The sequence below is a fragment of the Acetobacter sp. JWB genome, from assembly GCF_003323795.1.
Lineage (GTDB): Bacteria > Pseudomonadota > Alphaproteobacteria > Acetobacterales > Acetobacteraceae > Acetobacter > Acetobacter oryzifermentans.
This window is the reverse complement of record NZ_CP030871.1, coordinates 839,309-861,123: the sequence shown is the minus strand read 5'-3', so window position 1 is coordinate 861,123 and position 21,815 is coordinate 839,309. Positions and strand designations below refer to the sequence as shown.

Below are 21,815 nucleotides of genomic sequence, written 5' to 3'. Positions count from 1 at the left end.
TCCCACGAAATGAACTGTTGCAAATACAACACGGTTATGGCTTGTAATCACTAAGAGTATGAAGCTTCGGGTTTCTATTTTGGAACTGATCGTTTTATACGGCTTTAGGCATCTAGCTGGACCTGCCCGCTGAAATGGTTGGTGGGTTAGTCGAACAGATGAAATATTGAGGACCAAAAAATGCGTCTCCGCACGGCGTTACTTGCAACGACACTGATGGCAGCGGCTCCGGCGGCCGCATCTGCCACCACGATTACAGGCCCGTATGTAAACGTGGCCGGTGGTTATAACCTGGTTCAGAATCAGCACGCTCACCTGAACGGTGCAAACGCTGCTGGCGCCCCTCCGGGTGGAACCTCCTCTCAGCTGCGCCACAACACCGGCTTCACCGGTTTTGGTGCGTTTGGCTGGGGCTTCGGCAACGGCCTGCGCGCTGAAGTTGAAGGCGTTTACAACTACTCCAACATTGACCACCGTCCGGGCACATCCCTTCCTGGCCATACCCGTGGTTCCGACCAGTCCTACGGCGGTTTCGTGAACGTGCTGTATGATATCGACCTGAAGCAGTTCGGTATTGATGCACCTGTCACGCCGTTTGTTGGTGTTGGTGCCGGTTACCTGTGGCAGCACTACAACCCGATTGACACCAACTATGCTCACGGCGCTGGTCATACCCGCATCGGTGGCACAAACGGTGGCTTCGCTTACCAGGGTATCGTCGGTGCCGCTTACGACACAGGCATCCCGGGCTTCCAGGTGACCACGGAATACCGCATGATCGGTCAGCCGGGCTCCTTCTCTGACGGTGCGTTCCACTACTCCGGTTCCAAAGGCACCGGCGGTAACGTGAACTTCGATCACCGCTTCAACCACCAGTTCATTCTGGGCCTGCGTTATGCGTTCGATACGGCTCCGCCGCCGCCGCCGCCGGCTCCGGTTGTTGCTGCTCCGGCTCCGCTGCCAGCTCGTTCCTACCTGGTGTTCTTCGATTGGGATAAGTCTGTCCTGACCGCTCGCGCTCGCCAGATCGTGGCAGAAGCTGCTCAGGCTTCCACCCACGTGCAGACAACCCGCATCGAAGTTAACGGTTACACCGATAACTCCGCTGCTCACCCCGGCCCGCGCGGTGAAAAGTACAACCTGGGTCTTTCCCTGCGTCGTGCTGACAGCGTGAAGGCAGAACTGATCCGTGACGGCGTTCCGGCTTCCGCCATTGACGTGCACGGTTACGGTGAAGCTCACCCGCTGGTTCCGACCGGCCCGAACACTCGCGAACCGCAGAACCGTCGCGTGGAAATCATCCTCCACTAATCGGCCTGCTTCCGGTTTCGGAAAAAAGAAAGGGGTGCCTTCGGGCACCTCTTTTTTTATGTCTGCTTTTTCTGCATTCCAGTTTAAAGCTTTATGCCATGAACACTGCGCCCCCTTCTGCTTCCGCCGCCACAACCAAGCTTATCCGCCTGATAAAGTTTGGCATGGTGGGCAGCCTTGGTTTTTTGTGGGATTCTGGCACCGTTTACGCATTGCGCCCTCTTATCGGGCTTACGGCTGCAACATTGGTGGCGTATTTTGTAGCCGCCACGCTTAACTGGATTTTTAACCGAATCTGGACATTCAAAGGCGCAGGCCACCATGAACATCCTGTGCTTCAGTGGCTCAGATTCCTGAGTGCCAACAGCCTTGGTTTTTTTCTAAACCGCGGCACGGTTTACCTGCTTTTCTATATTTTCCCGTTTTGCATGCAGCACCCCATTATTGCGCTGGCCGCAGGAGCCGGGGCAGGCATGCTGGCCAATTTCAGCATGAGCCAGAAAGTGGTCTTTCGGGAAAAACCGCCAGCTTCTGCGCTGGAACTGGCGGAAATGTCGGTGGAAATTTCACCGCCAACTTCGCATCAAACCTCTGATACGTAATTTAGCCATATCACGGGCCATTCTCTGCCCTCTTTCAGATCAGCGCAGTGTGCGCTACATCTGGAACACAGGTTAAGAGAACCTTGCCGTTTTCATCTGGCCGTGAGGCCCCTTTCCGCAAGTGTGGAAGCATCACGTGCCCAACCAGTTTCAGGATCGTCTGCCTCACGCCATGCTGACAACAAACGAAATTCGCACCGCTTTTCTGGAGTATTTTGCCAGCAACGGTCACCAGATTGTACCTTCATCGTCTCTGGTTCCCAAGAACGACCCCACCCTGCTGTTTACCAACGCGGGCATGGTGCAGTTCAAGAACGTGTTTACCGGCCAGGAAACCCGCCCCTACTCTCGCGCAACCACTGCGCAAAAGGTTGTGCGCGCCGGCGGTAAGCATAACGATCTGGACAATGTGGGCTATACAGCACGGCACCACACGTTTTTTGAAATGATGGGCAATTTCTCCTTCGGTGATTACTTCAAACCCGAAGCGATTGAATTTGCATGGAATTTGGTAACCAAGGGCTTCAACCTGCCCAAAGACAAGCTTTTGGTCACCGTTTTTGCAGAAGATGAAGATGCCGCAGGCCTGTGGCGCTCCATTGCCGGGCTGGATGACAGCCGCATTATCCGCATTCCCACATCAGATAACTTCTGGCGTATGGGGGATACCGGCCCCTGCGGCCCTTGCTCCGAAATCTTTTTCGATCACGGCCCAGATGTTCCCGGTGGCCCGCCCGGCTCCCCCGATGAAGATGGGGATCGGTTTGTCGAAATCTGGAACCTCGTGTTCATGCAGTATTTCGAAGACCCACCGGGCACACGTTCTCCTCTGCCGCGTCCCTCTATTGATACAGGGCTGGGGCTGGAACGCTTTGCCGCTATCATGCAGGGCAAGCGCGATAACTACGATACAGATACGTTTGTAGCCCTTATTCAGGCTTCGGCGGATCTCACACATCAGGCTGCTGATGGCCCGTTCAAAGCCAGCCACCGCGTGGTGGCCGATCATCTGCGCTCCACGGCCTTCCTGATTGCTGATGGCGTGCTGCCTTCCAAGGATGGCCGAGGCTATGTGCTGCGCCGCATCATGCGCCGCGCCATGCGCCACCTGCACATGATGGGCACCACAGAACCCACTTTCTACAAGCTCCTTCCTGCCCTTATTCAGCAGATGGGTGGCGCGTATCCTGAACTGGTGCATGGTGAAGCCCTTATCCGTGAAACCATGCGTGGTGAAGAAGAACGCTTTAAAGCCATGCTGGATCGTGGCCTGCACTTGCTGGAAGAAGAAAAATCTCATCTGGCCAGTGGTGCGCCCCTGCCGGGTGATGTAGCCTTCCGTTTGTATGATACGTTCGGCTTCCCGCTAGATCTTACGCAGGACGCCCTGCGCGGTTCTGGCCATGATGTGGACGTTAAAGGGTTTGAAGATGCCATGTCTGTGCAGCGCCAGCGCGCCCGCGCAGCTTGGACAGGCTCTGGCGATACAGCCGTAGAAACCATCTGGTTTGAAGCACGAGACAAGTTCGGGGCTTCCGAATTTCTGGGCTACAGCACAGAACAGGCGGATGGTGAAGTTCAGGCCGTTATTGCTGGCAATGCGTTCCTGAAAGAAGCCCCGGTTGGATCTGAAGTGGCCGTGCTGCTGAACCAAACCCCTTTCTATGGTGAAAGCGGTGGTCAGGCGGGGGATACAGGCTTTCTAACAGCCTCTGGTGTTAAAGTTGCCATTACGGATACGCAGAAAAAAGCAGGGGATCTGATCGTGCATTACGGCACGGTAACAGAAGGCACGCTGCGCCCCGGCATGGCTGTAACCGCTACGGTGGATCATGACCGCCGCAGCGCCATTCGCGCGCATCACTCCGCCACCCACCTGCTGCACGAAGCCCTCCGCCGCCATTTAGGTGCGCATGTGGCGCAGAAAGGCAGCCTGAACACGGCTGAACGCCTCCGCTTTGATGTAAGCCAACCCCGCCCGATTACGGATGAGGAACTGGCCGCCATTGAGGCAGAAGTGAACAACCGTATCCGCGAGAACTCGCAGGTTGTCACACGCTCCATGACACCGGATGAAGCCATTGCCGAAGGGGCCACCGCCCTGTTTGGTGAAAAATACGGTGATGAAGTGCGCGTGGTTTCCATGGGTGCTGGTGCAGACAACAAGGCCCCGTGGTCTATGGAGCTGTGCGGCGGCACGCACGTCAACCGCACGGGGGATATCGGGCAGTTCCGTATTGTTTCGGAAAGCGGCGTTTCCGCCGGTGTGCGGCGTATTGAAGCCGTTGCAGGCAAAGCTGCGCAGGATCTTACTGTTTCCAACGAACAGCGCCTGACACAGATGGCCACCATGATGAAGGTTTCTGTGGCCGATGCGCCAGAGCGTTTGGCCGCAGTGCTTGAAGAACGCCGCCAGATGGAAAAACAGATTGCCCATTTGCAGCGCCAGTTGGCAACAGGCAACGTGGCCGCTGCGGGTGTAGATAAAATTGGCGCGGCACGTCTGGCTACCCGCAATGTGGGTGAAACGCCCCCGCGTGAACTCAAAGGGCTGGCAGAAACCATTCTCAAGCAGGGCAATGCCGATGTGGTGGTGCTGATTTCCACCGCAGATGGCAAAGGCAGCGTTGTTGCCGCCGTTGGCCCGGAAATGGTGGAAAAAGTGGATGCCGTAGCCCTTGTACGTACTGCCAGTGCTGCCATGGGTGGCAAAGGTGGCGGCGGGCGGCGCGATATGGCGCAGGCTGGTGGCCCGGATGCACAGGCTGCTGATGCTGCATTTGCCGCTGTGCGTGAAGCCCTGAAGACCATGGCCTGAAACATCGGCCAAACGGGAAGGAACTCCTAGGCGCCTTCCCGTTTTCTTTCCTTCATGTTGGCTTTCGCGTAAGGATTACTCCATGTCGCTACTTGCTTCGCTTAAACTTGTTATTGCGCGCCCGCACCGGGAAGCGCGCCCCTTCCTTTTGGCATCTGGTGCCACGGCTGCTTTGGCCTATTGGGCTGGCTGTAAACTGCGCTGCCCCGTATTGCGCCGCGTGGGCCATGCCAGCACAGGCTTTTTTGGCTTCTGCCTGTATTTCTTTCGTGATCCAGAGCGGGTTACCCCTGCCCGTAACGATGTAGCTGTAGCCCCGGCTGATGGGCACATTGTTTCCATCGAAAAAGTGGCCCCACCGGCAGAACTGGATATGGGTACAGCACCAGTATGGCGCATTGCCACCTTTCTTTCCGTGTTGGATGTGCATGTTAACCGCATGCCTGCCGCTGGCACAGTTACACGTGTTGCCTACCACCCAGGCTTGTTTCTGAACGCCAGCCTGGACAAAGCTTCTGAACAGAATGAACGCAACGCCCTAAGCCTTACCCTGCCTGATGGCCGCATGATGGCTGTGGTGCAGATTGCCGGGTTGGTGGCACGCCGCATTGTGTGCTCCGTAAAGGAAGGAGACAAAGTGGAAGCTGGCGAACGCTTTGGTATTATCCGCTTTGGTTCGCGCACAGATCTGTATCTGCCACCGGGTGTGGAACCTCTGGTTTCTGTCGGGCAGACGATGGTAGGCGGTGAAACCGTCATGGCGCGGTTGTAAAACAGAGCAATCGTGACACAACCTTCCTCATCTCCTTCTGCTCCTGCGCAGCAGACTTCCGAAACACCGCGCCGTCGTCGCCGTTTACGGCGGCGGGTACGCAGTAAAATACGCGGGCCATCCTTTAACCGGCTTATCCCCAATATACTCACCATGTTGGGGCTTTGTGGTGGCCTTATGGGCATGCGTTTTGCTGTGGATGGGCGTTTTCAGGCCGCTGCCGTGGCCTTGCTGATTTCCGCTTTTATTGATGGGCTGGATGGCCGTATTGCCCGCCTGCTACGCGGTTCCACCCGTTTTGGCGCAGAGTTTGACAGCCTTTCCGACTTTTTATGCTTTGGGGTGGCTCCTTCCTTCTTACTGTATTTCTGGGCGCTGAAGGATGGAGGGCGTTACGCTTTTCTGCCGTGCATTATGTTTACCGTGTGCATGGCGCTCCGGTTGGCGCGGTTTAACGCCAATCTGGATGGCGAACATCATCAGCCCAAATATGCCAGCAACTTCTTTACTGGCGTGCCTGCACCCGCAGGTGCCGGGTTGGCTCTTTTCCCGCTCTTTTTGGGGCTGGAAGCACAAAAGCTTGGCATAGACTGGCTGTACCGGCTCACGCGTCTGCCGTGGATTCCTACACTTACCTTGGCAAGCACAGGGTTGCTGCTGGTTTCCACTTTGCCGGTCTGGTCATTCAAGAACTTCAAGGTGCCAGCTCAGTATGTTCTGCCGCTTATGCTGGGTACCGGGCTTTATGCTGTGGTGCTGGTGGCGGATCCGTGGGCTGCTCTGGCCGCTGCGGGCGTGATTTATATGTTCCTATTGCCCCTCAGCCGCCTAAGCTTTCTGCGGCTTAAAAAAGCAGCAGAAGACCTGCAAACCGATGAAGACGATATGGAAGAAACCCCAGCACCTTCACACAGCTGAAGTTTCAGGTTCCTTTGGAGGAACGGCCTGTTTGCCAAACAGGGAACACAGGCCGTTTAGAACATCCTGAGGCGCAGGCGGGCAGCCGGGTATTTTCAGATCTATGGAAACCCGGCGCTCCAACCCACCCAATACCGTATAATTTTCGGGAAACATACCGCCATCCAAGGCGCAGCTTCCTACGGCAATCAGCCCTTTAGGGGTAGGCATGGCCTGCCATGCGGCTTCCAGCACCGGAGCCATGGCACGCGTAAGCGCGCCGGTTATGAGCAGCACATCAGCATTGCGAGGCGATGTTACAAAACCAAAGCCCGCGCCTTCCATATCATATGGCGCATAACGCAGGGCCTGTAGCTCCATCCCACAGCCGCCACAACCACCTGTATCCACATGGAACAAAAGCAACGGCCAGCGCGGGCCTACGGGCTTCATGCGCCGGATATCCTGCTTAAAGGCTGCATCAAATACTGCCCGTATCAGCCCCATGTGTTTTTGCCTTTCATTCCGCCCACGTGCACTGTTTACCTATCCAGCGCTGCTGCGTTGATATCCAATGACCGTGCAAGCAAGGCAACATCATCTGGCTGATGCCCCGGCAATATCGCCTCAAACGTCAACAAAGCGGCGGAAGATGGGGTGCGGGTAAAAACCTGTTCTACCCGGCCATCACGCAGGCGCACCCAGTACAGAATACCGCCCCACGGGCCTTCCACCATGCCTGTGCCTTCACCATCCTGCATGGAAAGCTGCACGCTGCCACCAGCCGTTAGCCCAATGCGGGAGGCCACTTCATCCAGCATACGCAGGCTTTCCCCCACCTCTTCCAATAAAAGCATGGCGCGGTCTTCTACCGTGCCATCCTGCCTACCAGAGGTGAAGCGCCATATACCTTCGTACCCCGGCATCATACGGCGGCCATCACAATCCCACCCGGCGGCACGTGCTGTGGGGCCATCCAGCCCCACACGCTCCAGCAAATCCGCCGTAACCTTACCCATGCCCGCCAGTTGCATGGAAAGACCCGGATATTCTTGCCACAAAGCCAGCAAGGCTGGGTAATCACGCGCGGCCACCTCGCACAGGCGGGCGCACATATCGCCCATTTGCGTGGCATGGCGCAGGGAAAGGCCACCCGGCACACATACATCCATCAACAGGCGTGAGCCGGTAATAGGGGCGGCCTCCTGTATCATCCGCTCTCGTAGCGCCATGCAGCCAGAGGCTACCAATCGTGCCCCTGCCAGACGTGCCATATCCGCCAGTAGAAAAAGATGGTGGTAAATACGTTCCAGTTCCAGCAATGCAACACGCAACAGCCGAATTTCCGGGCCAACCTGTTCCTTGCAGGCATCTTCCACAGCCAAACAGAACGCCACCTGCTGCGCAACAGATTGCCCAGCCGCCACACGTGCGCTGAGTTTACACGCATCTTCTACCCGGCTGTTACGCCAGCGCAGTTCCATGCCCCGATGTGCGTAACCGGTAACTGTTTCCGTTGCGCGAATACGCCCTTCCTGTAGGGCCAACGCCACATGCAAAGGTGGTTCCATGCCGCCTGTGGCAGGCCCCCAGCCATCCGCCATATCACCCTCTTGGTGCATATGGTCCGCAGGCTGAAAGTGGATAAGCCCCTTCTGCCCTCCGCCAGCCCCCGGATGCTCCGCCAAAGGCATGGAAGAAGACCACACATCATGATCCAACAAAGGCCTGACATCCGTAGCCCACATACCCTCTGCGCCGTACAGATCGTAAATGCGGCGTTCATACAGGCAGGAAATATCTCTTGCGGGAGAAAGTGCGGGGTATCGCCCATCTTCCAACGCCAATGTGGCTGCCAGCGGTTGGCCATCCGGTAAAAACAGCGCATGTACATCTGTGCCATCACACCACAGGCCTACAAACGGCAGATCATCATGCTTGAGCGCATCTACCAGATCGCGCCATGCCATTTCTTGCAGCCGAAAGCGCCACGGGGTTTCTGTTTCCTCCCCCGCCCAGATATGAGAAGCCGCGTTCATTTCAGAAAGCTCCCAGCATCATAGCCAGTGGCACCAGCAGCCCCGTGGCTGTCAGCACGGAACAGGCTACACGCCCGGCGGCATCCTGCGGCCAGAAATGATGCGTAATGTCCCGCGCAGGCACAGCACGCGTAACTGCCGCCAAAATACCCGCAACTGTCAGTAACGCCAGCGGCCATGACCAATCACTCATCATGGAAAGCAGGAGCAAGCAGCCCACAAATGGCGCGCCGGGCGGAAAACAGGCCAAGGTATTAACAGCCCAACCACGGCCTGCACGCCCGCCACCGGCAAGGCACCAACCGCATAAAAACAGCAATGCTGCCACATCGGCCTGAATACCAACCGCTATCAACGCCAATGCAGATGGAAAGGTGCGGAACAACCTTTGCCTATCGGGAAAGCGCCCGGCACAGGCCGTAAGCCACACAGAAAGCAGACCACACAGCACAAGGGCGGTTTCAAACGCCTCTCCCCCATGTGTGCGCAGGCGCATGGCCAGCAACAGGGCCGCCCCGGCAAATGGCAAAAACAGGAAAGTATCGTTTTCATCCTGCCAAAATTGCCCAAAGGGAGAAAGGCCGGTTAACACCACCAATCCGCAAGCCATCATCAGGCCAGAAACAACGGTATTGGCTGGAAGCAGCAAGCCGGAAAGCACCAAAAACGTGCCAACCGAGCCATTACGGATAAGCCCCCACCCCATTCTGGCCTGCCCGGCTGGGCGGGTAAAAACAAATCCCCCCCATGCCAAAGCAGCTTCTAAAATACCCAACCCCACAGCGGGGTCTGGCGCAACACAGGCCAACCCCGCCAAAGCGGTGGAAACATGCGGCAGGCTACGTACCAGCCTGTCATGCAAGATGCCGTTTTCAAGCACCATCAGCAGCAGGCCAAAAGCCAGCATGACACGCCCGGCACGCTGCACGGGGTCATCATCCCACCCAGCGGCCACAGCGCCCGATGCCGGAAAAACAAAAACTGCCAACGCCAGCACACAGCCTATGGCAGACATCCATATTGCCAGTTCACGGCTACGCGCCACAGGCACCGCACATACTGCGGCCGCCCCCAAAAAGGGCCACACAAATGCCAGTGCCGCCAGAAACATGCCTGCCCCTGCTGTGCCTGTCATGCTGCATCTCCGTTCTTTTCTGGAGAGTCGGGGGAGGTTTTTTTACGGGCAGAAGGTGGGCGCAATGGCACCACGCGCGGCATAATACGGTGGATGCACATCCCCCCAAGCATGGCCACAACAGCACCAGCCAAACCGGCCACACCCACCACAGAAGGTTGATGCGCCTGCACGCCACACAGCAGCACACCTTCAACACACGTAAGCAACCCGGCCCATTGCCATACCATGCTATGCTGGCAGATAACCGAAACCAGGCCAGCCACAACCACACATAAACTGGCAGGAAACACCGCAACACCTGCGCGCGTGCAGGCCAGAAGCAACAACACCATCAGACCAAGTGCAAAAAACGGTATGGCGCTGCCTGTGCGTTCCCGCGCGGCATCATGCTGATAGCGCAGTAAAAACAGCACTGGCCCTATGGCAAAAACTGCGGCCATCGCCGCCCCTGCCTGCTGTAAAGGGGTATGCCCGTCCACCAGCATAGCAGCAGCGGCAACCAGCCCCAGCAAAGGCAAAAAACCGATACCCCGCGCCACAACGCATAGCGCCAGCAAGGGCATGAGAATGGCGGCCAGTGTCATGAAGGTTCTCCTTCCGGCGCTGGCTCTGTTGAATAGCCTTGGGTGTTTTCATCCTCAACGTTGTGGTTTTCAGGCTCAGATGGAGGGGCTGCAACGTGAGAAGAAGTGACCTGCCATGCCAGAACGCCCAGCAGAAAAATAGCACCCAACCGCACACGCGCCCTACGCCCTGCAGGCAGCAGAGCCATACGCAGCACCGCCAGCATGAAAGACGCCACAAGCAGCTTGAACATCCATAGGCCCAAGCCTTCTACACATTGGGTCAGCCAGTTTTCGGCCCCGCTTTCTCCCGGCATGGCCAAGCTGCCTGCCCAAGCCACATCTGCCGCCAACGTAACCCAGCACATCTGCATGCAATCTGCTGCTAAAAGCCACATGGCTCTATCCGGGCCGGAAAGTGTGGCAGAAGCTGTTTGCTCATCCCGCCGTGCCAAGGCTGTTGCCAAAAACAACGCCACACCAGCCAGCACGTAAGGTGCGCCTTCTGTAATAGGAGAAAGCACATGCAGCCTGCCCAAAAACGCAACCAGATCATGCGCCCCGGTTAGCAACAGTACGGGCGTTAACACCGGCAAGAGCAACGCATCCGCCACAATGGCCGCGCATCCTTGTTGTGCGGCAGAGGCCTCCTGCACAGCCTGCGGCAAGTCCAGCAAAACACCTACGGCCACCAGAATGGTGCATACAAGCAGCATGCCCGGTGCGGGAAAGCCCGGCATTGTAAGTGTAAATACCGGCACCAACCCGCAAGCCAACACTGCCAGCACCAACGCCAAGGCACAAAAAACGCCGTTCAGCCCATCTTGCCGTCCATATAAGGACGGACGGCGGAACTGATGCCAGATTTCCTGCCACCTCCCCCCTGCAGGAAAGCGCGGTTCACCCACCAATCGGCCAGCAAGACGATGCACCCACCCCGCAAACCATGGCGCTACAAGCACCATAAGGGCTGCCTGAATGGCCAGAGCAGCAACACAGCAAAATGCCCAGCCCCATGTTAAATCCTGCTTCATTTTCCTACAAACAGCCCCACCAGCAGGCCGCCACCCAAAAGCAGCAGAATCAACACCAAGCCCTGTGTTTCACACCATTCGGCACCCCGGAACAACCAACGCCTGCCGTAACGCAGGGCAACACGGCTACGGCGGGCCAGCCGTTTGTCCTTTCGGGTTTCAGCCGCCAACCCAAAAAGCGCCATGCAGGCAGGCCATAAAGGCGCCGCGCCCTCGTAAGAAACTGTGCGCCCTTCTGCGGGCTGTATGATGGGTGCGCCTTGGCGCCATACTGGCACCGGCTTGATAACACGCTCAAAGGGCAGAAAACCCAGCAACCTTACCAGCATGGCAGCCGCCGCCAAGGCCGCACCCAACGCCAAAAATGTAAAAACAGGGGTAAAACTGGCCCCGCCGCCTTCCAGCCAGATTGTAGCAATGCGGCTCCACTTCAGCGGCGGCACAACAGGCCCCACCACCAAATGATCCGCCAGCGAAAGCCATAGCCCCGGTAACAGCACAAGCAACATGGCGGCCCCAGCACATATCCAGCTCGGCCACACAAACTCGGCCGCCACGGGGGCCTGATTTGGCTGAAAAACAGTGGAAGGAAACAGCAGGGCCGCACCTGCGCGCAGCAACCCGGCCCCCATAAGCACCATAATGCTGCCCAGCAGTGCAAGCAGCAGCATTATGGTAAGCGCGCCAACGGGTTGCGCCACGGCAATGGCATCATACGCGCCAACAAGCAGGCTCCATAAAACGGCAAACCCGCCAAAAGGCGGCATAATGGAAAACAGCATTAACAAGCCAGCAACCAGCACATGGCCAGAAAGGGAGGCAATGCGGCGCTTTGGTTCTGCCTGCTGCCATTGCGCCAGCCATAACAGGCCAATAAGGGCCAGCATGGGGGCGCCCATACCCAGAATAATGGCCATACGGAATGTTTCCATACCGCCAAAACTGGAAACCAAAGCCAGCGCAACAGCCACCACCAATATGCCATACCATGCCGCACATAGCCCAGATGCAATACGCGCCAGACCTTTATCGCGCATGGCTTGCAAAGTGCCTGTTGCCGCCACCAAACATCCGCTGGCCACCAGCATAACCTGTGGCAGCACAGAAAGCTCACCCACTTCGGCCAAAAGGCGGCCCAACAAAAACAGCCCCACCATACCGGGCAGCACAGCTGTAGGCCCTTTTTGCACAGAAACCGCCCAGCCCATCAGCAGCACAGTCAGGCACAAAAGCGGCACACAAAAAGGGCTATCTGCAGGAATACAAGCGGGCAACACAGCAAATGGCAGACACACACTGCGCCACCCGCCTGCCGCTAAAAGCACCAGTGCCGTGCCCGTAAGCAACCCAAATACCAGCGGAGAAAGAGCCAGAAAGCCCATACCCACAAACACGCAGGCCAACGCCGCAGCGCCACTACCGGCTACGCCCCCGGCAAACGCCAGCAAAACAAGCATGGGCAAGGCTGGGCCATCCAGCCCAAAAACCGGAAACCAGCTAAGTTCGCCCTCCAGCTTGCACGCAGCTCCCACAATGGCCAACACGCCACAGAGCGCCCACAGGCCACCCATAATTTCTGCCCGCCACACCGCAGCACCACGCAGAAGCCTGTCTGGCAGCACTGCAAAAACGCCCAGCGCAGCAAATATCGCCAGCAAACTGCAAAGAACAAAGGAGGTGAAAATGGAACCCGGCCCCAACCTGCTATGAAATCCGGCGGATAACACCATGACAGCCGGTTAATGACAATCTATTCAACGCCGCGAAATGCGTGAAACGTATTTTCTGTCCTGTATGGCCTTTGCTGTGCCCCTTACCGGCAACAGGGAACGGGCAAGCCAACGCTGCCGCGCCTTTACTGGCAGGGAAAGGGCAGAATACTCATCCCGCACCGCTTCCACCAATATCAGGCTACCCGCACCGGGGCAGAGCATCTTGCCTGCAATATCCATTTTTCGTCCGTTATGGCGCATCCAACGCATAGCGCCCGTGGGTAGAAAAAGAGCTTCATCCCATTGTTCTGGTTTAAGCATGGCAGATGCAAGCGTTTGCTTGAGACATCGGCGGGAAAAAGCCGCATCGTGCCGGAATGGCGTGCCCCGCAACCGCGCCCGGCCACCAAAACGGCTGGGCACAATTAACAGTAGCCTGCCATCGGGCTTCATCACCTGCCCGGCAGCCCGCAGAACAGATACGGAGTGTTGGCGATCATCCAGCGCATGCACCATTAATACCCGGTCAAACTGCTTGGGCTGAAACGGCAGGCTGTGCAGATCCACCACACAGCTTAAACTGGGCGTGGATGTCGCGCCCCATAGCGGCGCATTGGCAGCAACCAAACAGGCTGGTGTGGCTCTGCCATTCTCCAACTTTTCCAGATACGCAGCCGTATGCCCTAGCCCCAGCACAGCGTGCTGCTGCCCCAGATCTGGCCAGAACCAGTGCAGACGTTCACCAACCAGAGCCAGAAAGCACTGGCCTCTTGCTGTTGTGTAAAAACTGCTTTCCGGCGGCATGACATCGAGCATTCTGCATGTCTATCATACGGTTTGTGACCCCGTCATGATTTGCCTTCCCTATTTTCAAATTTCCACAGCAGGAGCTTTCCCCATGCCTCTTGATGTTCAGGCCATTCCTGTTCTGTCCGACAATTACGCGTGGTTTTTGCGTGATACGGAAACAGGCACAACCGCAGTGATAGACCCCGGAGAAGCCGCGCCCATTGTGAACTTTATTGAAAAAGAAGGTGGGCGGCTGGATCTGATCTTGCTCACGCATCACCATCATGATCACACCGGCGGCGCGGAAGCACTTCGCCAGCGCTATCATGCCCGCGTAGCTGGCCCCGCGGCCGAGCAACAGCGCATGCCGCCGCTGGATATTGCTTTGCACGATCAAGACAGCCTTGCCGTAGGGGCCTGTACCAGCACTGTTATTGCTGTGCCGGGCCATACGCTGGGCCATATTTGCTTTTACTTCCCCAACCCACCTTCCCTGTTTTGTGGGGATACGCTGTTCAGCCTTGGGTGTGGCCGACTATTTGAAGGCACCGCTGCACAGATGTTTGAGAGCCTGCACAAGCTGGATGCCCTGCCCGATGCAACGCGTGTTTATTGCGGGCACGAATATACGCAGGGCAACAGCGCCTTTGCCTTACATGCAGAACCACAGAATGCCGCGTTAAAGGAACGTGTAGCGGAGGTGCGCCGCCTGCGGGCCGAAAACAAACCCACCGTACCCTCCACATTGGAGATGGAACGCGCCACCAACCCTTTTTTACGCGCAAAAAACGTGCAAACCTTTGCTCAACTCCGCCGCGAAAAAGATACGTTTTAAACCCTTCAGTTTGCGCGCGCACGCCCTACTTGTGCTCCGGTTTCTTGCGCTGCATGGCGTGCTGCCTGAAAAACAGGTTGCAGGGCAGAAACCGGCAGCGTTCCCAACTGCATGGTGCCGTTACGCAACATTAACGGCATTTGCAGGTTACCGGGTTGTTCCCGCGTAACACGCGCCAGCATAGTGGCCATGCCTGTGGCTTCCTGCGCAGAAAGTGTGCCTTCACGCCGCAAGTTCTCTAAAAAGGGCTGCCAGTTTGCAACGCTCAGCCAAAAATCTCCCGTGGGGTGTAAAAGCTCTCCGCCGCGCACCTGCCCTGTCATTTTCAGGTTCAGATCACGCCAGCGGGCTGTAAAGCGTTGCACCAATACATCTGGCCATGCGGCAGCACCATTGGATGGAAAAATACTTTCGCGCACATTTGTTGTTGGCCCCGGTATGGCAACAGCAGCCTGCACATCCTCCAGCACCGTTTGCCAACCCGTTATGCCCCAACGCTGGGCCTTAACAAAAATGGAGGCGGTGCTTTGTTCCTGCGTGGCCTGCATATTCCAAAAGGCTTTGCCCCGCACATTTTGCAGCACCATATCACCCATATGGCTGGCACCGGCAGGGAACAGCACATGCAAGAAAGGTGTTTGAAAAACGGCATGGCCCGCCACCCTTCTGCTTAACGGAAGATCCAGTTCTATAGGGTCTCCCTCCATCCGCAGCACAACGGGAGTTTCCTCCCCTTCCTGCGCATTATGGAGCGTTTCCATTACCATCGGACTAACCAGCCGCACGTGTACGAAAAAAGGACGCCAGAAAGCTGTATTCGCTGTAACACGGGTGGCAGCGTAAATGATCTGAAAAGCAGAGGACCGCGCCGCCAATAATGGCGTGCAGACCATACGCATATTTTGCGTATCCAATTGCGCATACCACGGCCACCCATTTACCACGCGGGATGTGTAATGCGTCTGGCACCCTAAGGGCATGGTGTCTGCCTGCTTTTGCAGATACTGCGCGCTTGCCCACCAATAGCCACTTAAAACCAGAAAGCAGCCGCCAGCCCCTACAGCAAAACTAAGAAGCGCTTTTTTCATTCACACCCTTTTTATGAACATTCATGGCGGTTTTCTACAGAGTCTCGGCTTTTATCCACAGACAAAGGCGCTTCGCCGTTATTCTGTCATATTCAAAACAGTTTGTAGGGGAAAACCTAATGCCACTTTTTGCGCGGAAAAATCTTTTCAAAAAAATCCCTGAATATGAAAGACAAAAATAAGACAGACCTGTCATTCACAAAAAATTTACAAAGTATTCATTTTGCATTTTACAGATATTTACAGAAAAACCACCCCGATTACTGATGCAACCGCACACATGCGCAAGGTAAATTCCACAAAGTTATCCACATGCTTTGGGGATTTTATCCCCCGCCATCAGGCTAAGGGCTGAAATGTTTTTTCCTGTTCGCGCCAACCTGCTTCAATATCCGCCAGCAAGGCTGCGCGCTTGGCGGGGCCTACGGCTGGGCCAATAGCAATATGCAAAACGCCAGAGCGTTTGAAAAACGCATTGCGCCCCCAGAACAGGCCAGAGTTGGTGGCAACCGGAATAACAGGCAGCTTGGCGTGGTTAGCCATGGCGGCAATGCCCGGTTTAAGTGCTACGTGCTCACCCGGCGCCGTGCGTGTGCCCTCAGGAAAAATAATAATCTGCCGGTCTGCCTTCAGGGCTTTGTCTGTTTCCTGCAACAGCATGCGCATGGCCTTAGCCCCTGCCGCACGCTCAATAGGCATCATGCCCGTTAAAACCAGCATGGGGCCAAGCAGCGGAATACGCCGCAGCTCACCCTTCATCACATAACAGGGGCGGGGCAGCAGCAGCATCCATATCAACGTATCAAAAGCGGATTGATGTTGGGATGCAATAAGTGCCGGGCCATGGGTGGGCAGATGCTCCAGCCCCGTGATTTCCACCTTTACACCGCAAATACTGCGAAACAGCGCCAAAACCAGCCGAGACCACAATTTTGCATAAGGCAGCGCCAGCCTATGCGCAAACCAGCGAATGGGAAAAGCCCCCACCCCCATAAGCAGCGTAAGCAGAAAAGCCAGAACGTTAAACAGAACGGAACGAAGCACAGACATTCAAAAAACCCAGCGCAGCCTCAAAGATCATTCATGACATGTTGCATCTGGACACCAGAAAAAAAGCCCATATGCAAGCGGCAAGCATACAGGTGCTGCATCTGCCATGCCTGTTTCGGCTGGCATCCACTTGCCCCACGCTGTATAGAAAAGCCCAATCTGCACAGGAAGACAGGATAATATGAGCGATTACAAGGTTAAGGATCTCTCTCTCGCTGAGTGGGGCCGCAAGGAAATTTCCATTGCCGAAGGCGAAATGCCCGGCCTGATGGCCCTGCGCGAGGAATACGGCCAAAGCAAGCCGCTGAAAGGCGCACGCATTGCTGGCTGCCTGCACATGACCATCCAGACCGCCGTGCTGATTGAAACACTGGTGGCCCTTGGCGCCACGGTGCGTTGGTCATCTTGCAACATCTTCTCTACGCAGGATCATGCTGCGGCTGCCATTGCTGCTGCGGGCGTTCCCGTATTTGCATGGAAAGGCCTGTCGGAAGAAGAATTCTGGTGGTGCATTGAACAGACAGTGAAGGGCCCCGATGGCTGGACCCCGAACATGATTCTGGATGACGGCGGTGATCTGACCGTGCTGATGCACGACAAATACCCCGAACTGCTGGCCAACGTGAAAGGCCTTTCTGAAGAAACCACAACAGGTGTGCACCGCCTGTGGGAAATGCAGAAAAAAGGCACGCTGAAGGTTCCGGCCATTAACGTGAACGACAGCGTTACCAAATCCAAATTCGATAACCTGTATGGCTGCCGTGAAAGCCTGGTGGACGCAATCCGCCGTGGCACAGATGTCATGATGGCTGGCAAGGTTGCCGTTGTTGCCGGTTATGGTGATGTGGGTAAAGGTTCTGCTGCCTCCCTGCGCAATGCAGGCTGCCGCGTTCTGGTTACGGAAGTAGACCCCATCTGTGCCCTTCAGGCCGCCATGGAAGGCTACGAAGTGGTGACGATGGAAGAAGGTGCCCCCCGTGGTGATATCTTTGTAACCGCCACCGGCAATGTGGACGTTATTACGCTTGACCACATGCGCGCCATGAAAAACCGCGCCATTGTGTGCAACATCGGCCACTTTGATTCTGAAATTCAGATTAACGCGCTGCGTAACTTTACGTGGGACAACATCAAGCCGCAGGTGGACGAAGTTGTGTTCCCCGATGGCAAGCGCCTGATTGTTCTGTCCGAAGGCCGTTTGGTGAACCTTGGCAATGCCACAGGCCACCCTTCCTTTGTGATGTCTGCTTCCTTCACCAACCAGACACTGGCCCAGATTGAACTGTGGACAGCGCCGGAAGGTAAATACGAAGCCAAAGTGTACACCCTGCCTAAAAAGCTGGATGAAAAGGTTGCGGCCCTGCATCTGGCCAAGGTTGGCGCACATCTGAGCAAGCTGAACAAAGAGCAGGCCGAATATATTGGCGTGCATGTAAACGGCCCGTTCAAGCACCAAGACTACCGCTACTGATTTTTTCAAATCAGAGACACAAAAGGGGTATAGGCCGCCAGTTGGCCCATACCCCTTTTTTATGTTCTGCCTGCTTTGCCTTTACGGGACAGGCTGCCTTTTTCTGGCCATCTCTTGTAAAAAAACTTAATATTCAGAAAGCATTAAGCGCTCTATGCAACAAGCAATGCTGCTGTATGCTTAGGGGCAGTTGCATGGCTTGCCTTTAAGCATTCTGCTTCATTGTATTGTACAAAGTCATGCTGGCTCTTGCGAAAGGATTTCTGAACATGAGCATTTTTGGCTCCATTCTCTCCGCCATTTTCCATCATGCCAAGGCTGCCACGCCAGACACCACATCCCCCGCCAATGCTGGCGCACAGCCTTCTGCTGCTGCCGCTGCCGCTCCGGGCACCATTCCGCCTGCTGGCACGCCGGTAAATGTTGATGCCGTGCTGGCCGATATGGCTGCAAAAAATGGCCAGAACCTGAACTGGCAGGAATCCATTGTGGATCTGCTGAAGCTTCTGGGCCTCGACAGCTCCTTGGATGCTCGCAAAAAGCTGGCTGGCGAACTGGGCTATACGGGTGACACAAACGATAGCGCCACCATGAACGTTTGGCTGATTAAAGAAGTACGCCAGAAACTGGCAGAAAACGGCGGTAAAGTACCTGCTGGCCTGTAATATCTGGTAAGAAAAACCAGTTTTACCGGTTAAAATAACAGGCGTGCTGCTTACGGGCGGCACGCCTTTTTTATTAAGGCATCAAGCAGACACAGGCACATTTGGTTTTAGCCCCAAACCGTAACACCCGGCTCCGGCCTACATTTACCCACGCGCAGCTAATTTGGATGGGCCTGTATTTTCTTTAAGTGCTGCGGTTTTATCAGAATCCGGGTGATAATCTGCCGAATCCACCACCACCACGGCTAAACCCGAAATGGCGGTGGGCTTTCTGTCTGGCCGCAATAGGGCTCTAAAGCGAATATCCACGGCAGCCCATTGCTCATATTCCGCATCTATCAGGCCGTGCTTATCAATAAACACGTTTAACGATGCCGGAATACGAATACAGCCCTCAGATGCCGTATGGCCTAGCCGTTGCTCCAGATAAACGGGATCTGTTGCGTGCATTTCCAACCGGATCTGGCCTTTTTCTCGGCTGGGCAGCCAGCCTTTTTCAGCCCACTGCCAGCCAAAATCCCATACCCGCATGCCTTTGATACCGTTGCCGCGAATACCATTTTCATTTTTGGTGCCCAGCGCGCGGTAACCCAGCCGATCTGCCGTGTTGGTAAACACCCCTGTTGGCGTGATGTAATAATACTTACGCCCCGTTGTGCCAGTAGAAACCTTGGTGCTGCCAATAACCTGCCAGTCTGGATCATTCGGCAAAGCAAGAATCAGACACAGACGCTGCACAGAGGGGTTGCGATCCACCACCACCAAAACCTGTGGCCGATCAATAGTGTACCCGGCCTGTTCCAACTGCTGGCGTGCCAGTGCAATCCATGCGGTTTTACGTGCGGTTGAAACTTTAAGGGCTACGGGCACTTCGTGCCGGAAATCCCGCGTAAGGCTATCTGCTTCCTTACGGGCTTCATCATCATCCACCACAGGCATTGGGGGAAGCTGCGCGGCTTCTTCCGGTGGTGGAGTATAAGGCACATGCCCATCCGGGGCTGCCTGCGTGGTTACAGGTGTTTGTGCGCCATCACCCTGTATGGGTGGTTTTTCTGGCCGGGATTCTTCGGTTTGAGAGGCCGCATCTGGCGCAGGCGTTTGGGCCGCAGCAAACCCGCCCGGTGCCAAAAGCAGGCTACCAGCCATTGCCCATACAGTTGGATGCCTTGGCACAAACATGCCACCTCTCTCCCATCTTCTGAATGGAAGAGAGTATGACACCACTTTCAACCAGAAGGAAACTTTCAGATGTTGATCGCGCGGTTGTCAGCGCCCAACGCGGCTTCCTTCACGGCTTCACTCAGAGTTGGATGTGCGTGGCACACGCGGCCGATATCTTCGGCAGAGGCCCCAAATTCAATGGCCATTGTGGCTTCGGCAATCAGTTCACCAGCACATGGGCCAATAATATGCACACCCAGAACGCGGTCTGTCTGCTTATCTGCCAGCACCTTTACAAAGCCATCCGTCATGCCCAAAGCGCGGGCACGGCCATTGGCCATGAAGGGGAACTTGCCGGTTTTGTAAGCCACGCCCTTTTCTTTAAGCTGCTCTTCCGTAAAGCCAACGGAGGCAACTTCCGGCCATGTGTAAATCACACCCGGAATGGCATCGTAATTGACGTGCCCAGCCTGACCAGCCAGCAGTTCTGCCAAAGCTACGCCTTCTTCTTCTGCCTTATGGGCCAACATGGGGCCTGCAATAACGTCACCAATGGCGTAAATGCCCGGCACGCTGGTAGCGTAATGTGCATCCACCTCAACACGGCCACGCTTATCCAGCGCAATACCGGCTTCTTCCAGACCCATGTTTTTGCTGGCAGCGGTGCGGCCCACAGCAACCAGAACTACATCGGCCTCAAGCGTTTCGGCGGCACCACCGGCTGAAGGTTCAACCGTCAGCACCACGCCTTTTTTGGTTTTTTCGGCTTTGGTCACCTTATGGCCCAGCTTCATTTTGAAGCCCTGCTTCACCAGCAGCTTCTGGAACTGGGAGGCCACCTCGTTATCCGTGCCTGGCACCAGACGATCAAGGAATTCAACAACAGTTACATCGGCACCCAAACGGCCCCATACGCTGCCAAGTTCCAGACCGATCACGCCGCCACCAATCACGACAAGGCGCTTGGGCACTTCGGAAAGCTCCAGTGCGCCCGTGGAGGTGACAATAACTTTTTCATCTATCTCAATGCCCGGCAGATTTGCACTGTTGCTGCCGCTGGCAATAACAATGTGCTTGGCGGTAACGGGCTTGCCATCCACGCTAAGGCGGCCTGTGCCTTCCACCTTGCCGTGGCCTTTCAGCCAGGTGATGCCATTCTTCTTGAACAGATATTCAACGCCCTTCACGTTGGCGCCAACAATATCTGCCTTACGGGCCTGCATGCGGGCCAGATCCAGCTTTACGCTATCAATCACCACACCATGAGCGGCAAAATCATGTCCGGCGGCATGGTAGTTTTCGGAAGACTGAAGCAGCGCCTTGGAAGGAATACAGCCCACGTTCAGGCAGGTACCGCCAAGCGTTGCGCGCTGTTCAACACATGCAACCTTAAAGCCAAGCTGTGCAGCGCGAATGGCGCACACATACCCACCGGGGCCAGCACCAATAACCACTACATCGTAATCTGTTTCTGCCGGAGCCTGTGCTGCCGGGGCCGTTGCGGCAACGGGCTTAGCTTCTTCTGCCTTGGCCGCAGGAGCGGCAGCTTTTGCGGCGGGCGCAGAACCAGCAGCACCGGCTTCCAGCGTAGCCAGCACAGCGCCCACTTCTACTTCATCACCTTCTTTAACGGCATGATTTTCAAGCCGACCGGATGCAGGAGCAGGCACTTCTACGCTTACTTTATCTGTTTCCAGCTCAACAACGGGCTCATCTACTTTTACAGCTTCACCCGGCTGCTTCAGCCACTTCCCCACCGTGGCGGTCGTAACGCTTTCTCCAAGTGTGGGAACTTTAATTTCAATCGGCATGGGTCTCGTCTCGCTCACGTAGGGATATGCAGAAAAATTGGCCGAAGAGGTGCACATTC

The 21,815-nt window shown here is 56.0% G+C and carries 19 protein-coding genes; 8 read left to right on the top strand and 11 right to left on the bottom strand.

Features of this window, described 5'->3' with window-relative positions; all coding sequences use genetic code 11:
• Positions 1-180 precede the first annotated feature (180 nt).
• The 5 genes from DS739_RS04120 (at position 181) to DS739_RS04100 (ending at position 6,421) form a co-directional block, all read left to right on the top strand.
• Positions 181-1,311: an OmpA family protein gene (locus DS739_RS04120; RefSeq protein WP_006116208.1), complete on the top strand. Its 1,131-nt coding sequence runs from the start codon at positions 181-183 to the stop codon at positions 1,309-1,311.
• A 98-nt stretch (positions 1,312-1,409) separates the two neighbouring features.
• Positions 1,410-1,913, top strand: coding sequence for a GtrA family protein (locus DS739_RS04115; protein WP_006116209.1), 504 nt, complete (start codon positions 1,410-1,412; stop codon positions 1,911-1,913).
• Positions 1,914-2,085: 172 nt separating this feature from the next.
• Positions 2,086-4,731 (top strand): alanine--tRNA ligase, encoded by a 2,646-nt coding sequence (alaS, locus tag DS739_RS04110; protein ID WP_039891714.1) that lies wholly within the window; start codon positions 2,086-2,088, stop codon positions 4,729-4,731.
• An 82-nt stretch (positions 4,732-4,813) separates the two neighbouring features.
• The gene (locus DS739_RS04105; RefSeq protein ID WP_006116211.1) at positions 4,814-5,503 is read left to right on the top strand and encodes a phosphatidylserine decarboxylase; all 690 of its coding nucleotides are present in this window, start codon (positions 4,814-4,816) and stop codon (positions 5,501-5,503) included.
• A 12-nt stretch (positions 5,504-5,515) separates the two neighbouring features.
• Positions 5,516-6,421, top strand: coding sequence for a phosphatidylcholine/phosphatidylserine synthase (locus tag DS739_RS04100; RefSeq protein WP_006116213.1), 906 nt, complete (start codon positions 5,516-5,518; stop codon positions 6,419-6,421).
• Here DS739_RS04100 and DS739_RS04095 read toward each other — a convergent pair.
• Genes DS739_RS04095 through DS739_RS04065 form a run of 7 tightly spaced genes read right to left on the bottom strand, consistent with a single transcriptional unit; the run spans position 6,410 to position 13,702 of the window.
• Entirely contained in the window at positions 6,410-6,907 is a 498-nt protein-coding gene (locus tag DS739_RS04095) for an NADH-quinone oxidoreductase subunit B (RefSeq protein WP_006116214.1), read from the bottom strand. The genes DS739_RS04100 and DS739_RS04095 overlap by 12 nt on opposite strands.
• A 35-nt stretch (positions 6,908-6,942) precedes the next feature.
• Positions 6,943-8,439 (bottom strand): NADH-quinone oxidoreductase subunit D, encoded by a 1,497-nt coding sequence (locus DS739_RS04090; RefSeq protein WP_006116215.1) that lies wholly within the window; start codon positions 8,437-8,439, stop codon positions 6,943-6,945.
• 1 nt (position 8,440) lies between these two features.
• Positions 8,441-9,574 (bottom strand): hypothetical protein, encoded by a 1,134-nt coding sequence (locus DS739_RS04085; protein WP_006116216.1) that lies wholly within the window; start codon positions 9,572-9,574, stop codon positions 8,441-8,443.
• Positions 9,571-10,161, bottom strand: a complete 591-nt coding sequence (locus tag DS739_RS04080) for a hypothetical protein (protein ID WP_006116217.1) — start codon at positions 10,159-10,161, stop codon at positions 9,571-9,573. The genes DS739_RS04085 and DS739_RS04080 overlap by 4 nt, the downstream gene beginning before the upstream one ends.
• Positions 10,158-11,174 (bottom strand): hypothetical protein, encoded by a 1,017-nt coding sequence (locus tag DS739_RS04075; RefSeq protein WP_006116218.1) that lies wholly within the window; start codon positions 11,172-11,174, stop codon positions 10,158-10,160. The genes DS739_RS04080 and DS739_RS04075 overlap by 4 nt, the downstream gene beginning before the upstream one ends.
• Positions 11,171-12,904 (bottom strand): hypothetical protein, encoded by a 1,734-nt coding sequence (locus tag DS739_RS04070; RefSeq protein WP_006116219.1) that lies wholly within the window; start codon positions 12,902-12,904, stop codon positions 11,171-11,173. Before DS739_RS04070 ends, DS739_RS04075 begins: the two co-directional genes overlap by 4 nt.
• A gap of 24 nt (positions 12,905-12,928) precedes the next feature.
• Positions 12,929-13,702 carry a methyltransferase domain-containing protein gene (locus DS739_RS04065; RefSeq protein WP_006116220.1) on the bottom strand — a complete coding sequence of 258 codons (774 nt, stop codon included), beginning with the start codon at positions 13,700-13,702 and terminating at the stop codon, positions 12,929-12,931.
• An 82-nt stretch (positions 13,703-13,784) separates the two neighbouring features.
• Between DS739_RS04065 and gloB the strand changes: the two genes are divergently transcribed.
• Positions 13,785-14,510, top strand: a complete 726-nt coding sequence (gene gloB, locus DS739_RS04060) for a hydroxyacylglutathione hydrolase (protein WP_035354014.1) — start codon at positions 13,785-13,787, stop codon at positions 14,508-14,510.
• 5 nt (positions 14,511-14,515) lie between these two features.
• Here the strand turns inward: gloB and DS739_RS04055 are convergent, their stop codons facing one another.
• Together DS739_RS04055 and DS739_RS04050 are read right to left on the bottom strand one after the other, a co-directional pair.
• The gene (locus tag DS739_RS04055) at positions 14,516-15,598 is read right to left on the bottom strand and encodes a DUF2125 domain-containing protein (protein WP_006116222.1); all 1,083 of its coding nucleotides are present in this window, start codon (positions 15,596-15,598) and stop codon (positions 14,516-14,518) included.
• A 339-nt stretch (positions 15,599-15,937) separates the two neighbouring features.
• Positions 15,938-16,648, bottom strand: coding sequence for a 1-acyl-sn-glycerol-3-phosphate acyltransferase (locus DS739_RS04050; RefSeq protein ID WP_006116223.1), 711 nt, complete (start codon positions 16,646-16,648; stop codon positions 15,938-15,940).
• Between the two features lie 181 nt (positions 16,649-16,829).
• On the opposite strand from DS739_RS04050, the gene ahcY reads away from it, so the two are divergent.
• Together ahcY and DS739_RS04040 are read left to right on the top strand one after the other, a co-directional pair.
• Positions 16,830-18,119, top strand: coding sequence for an adenosylhomocysteinase (gene ahcY / locus DS739_RS04045; RefSeq protein ID WP_006116224.1), 1,290 nt, complete (start codon positions 16,830-16,832; stop codon positions 18,117-18,119).
• Between the two features lie 269 nt (positions 18,120-18,388).
• The gene (locus DS739_RS04040) at positions 18,389-18,784 is read left to right on the top strand and encodes a DUF3597 domain-containing protein (RefSeq protein WP_035354235.1); all 396 of its coding nucleotides are present in this window, start codon (positions 18,389-18,391) and stop codon (positions 18,782-18,784) included.
• A gap of 144 nt (positions 18,785-18,928) precedes the next feature.
• Here DS739_RS04040 and DS739_RS04035 read toward each other — a convergent pair whose 3' ends face one another.
• Together DS739_RS04035 and lpdA are read right to left on the bottom strand one after the other, a co-directional pair.
• Entirely contained in the window at positions 18,929-19,963 is a 1,035-nt protein-coding gene (locus DS739_RS04035) for a L,D-transpeptidase (protein ID WP_035354017.1), read from the bottom strand.
• A gap of 65 nt (positions 19,964-20,028) precedes the next feature.
• Complete coding sequence (lpdA, locus tag DS739_RS04030) at positions 20,029-21,756, bottom strand: dihydrolipoyl dehydrogenase (RefSeq protein ID WP_035354020.1); 1,728 nt, start codon at positions 21,754-21,756, stop codon at positions 20,029-20,031.
• Positions 21,757-21,815: the final 59 nt, after the last annotated feature.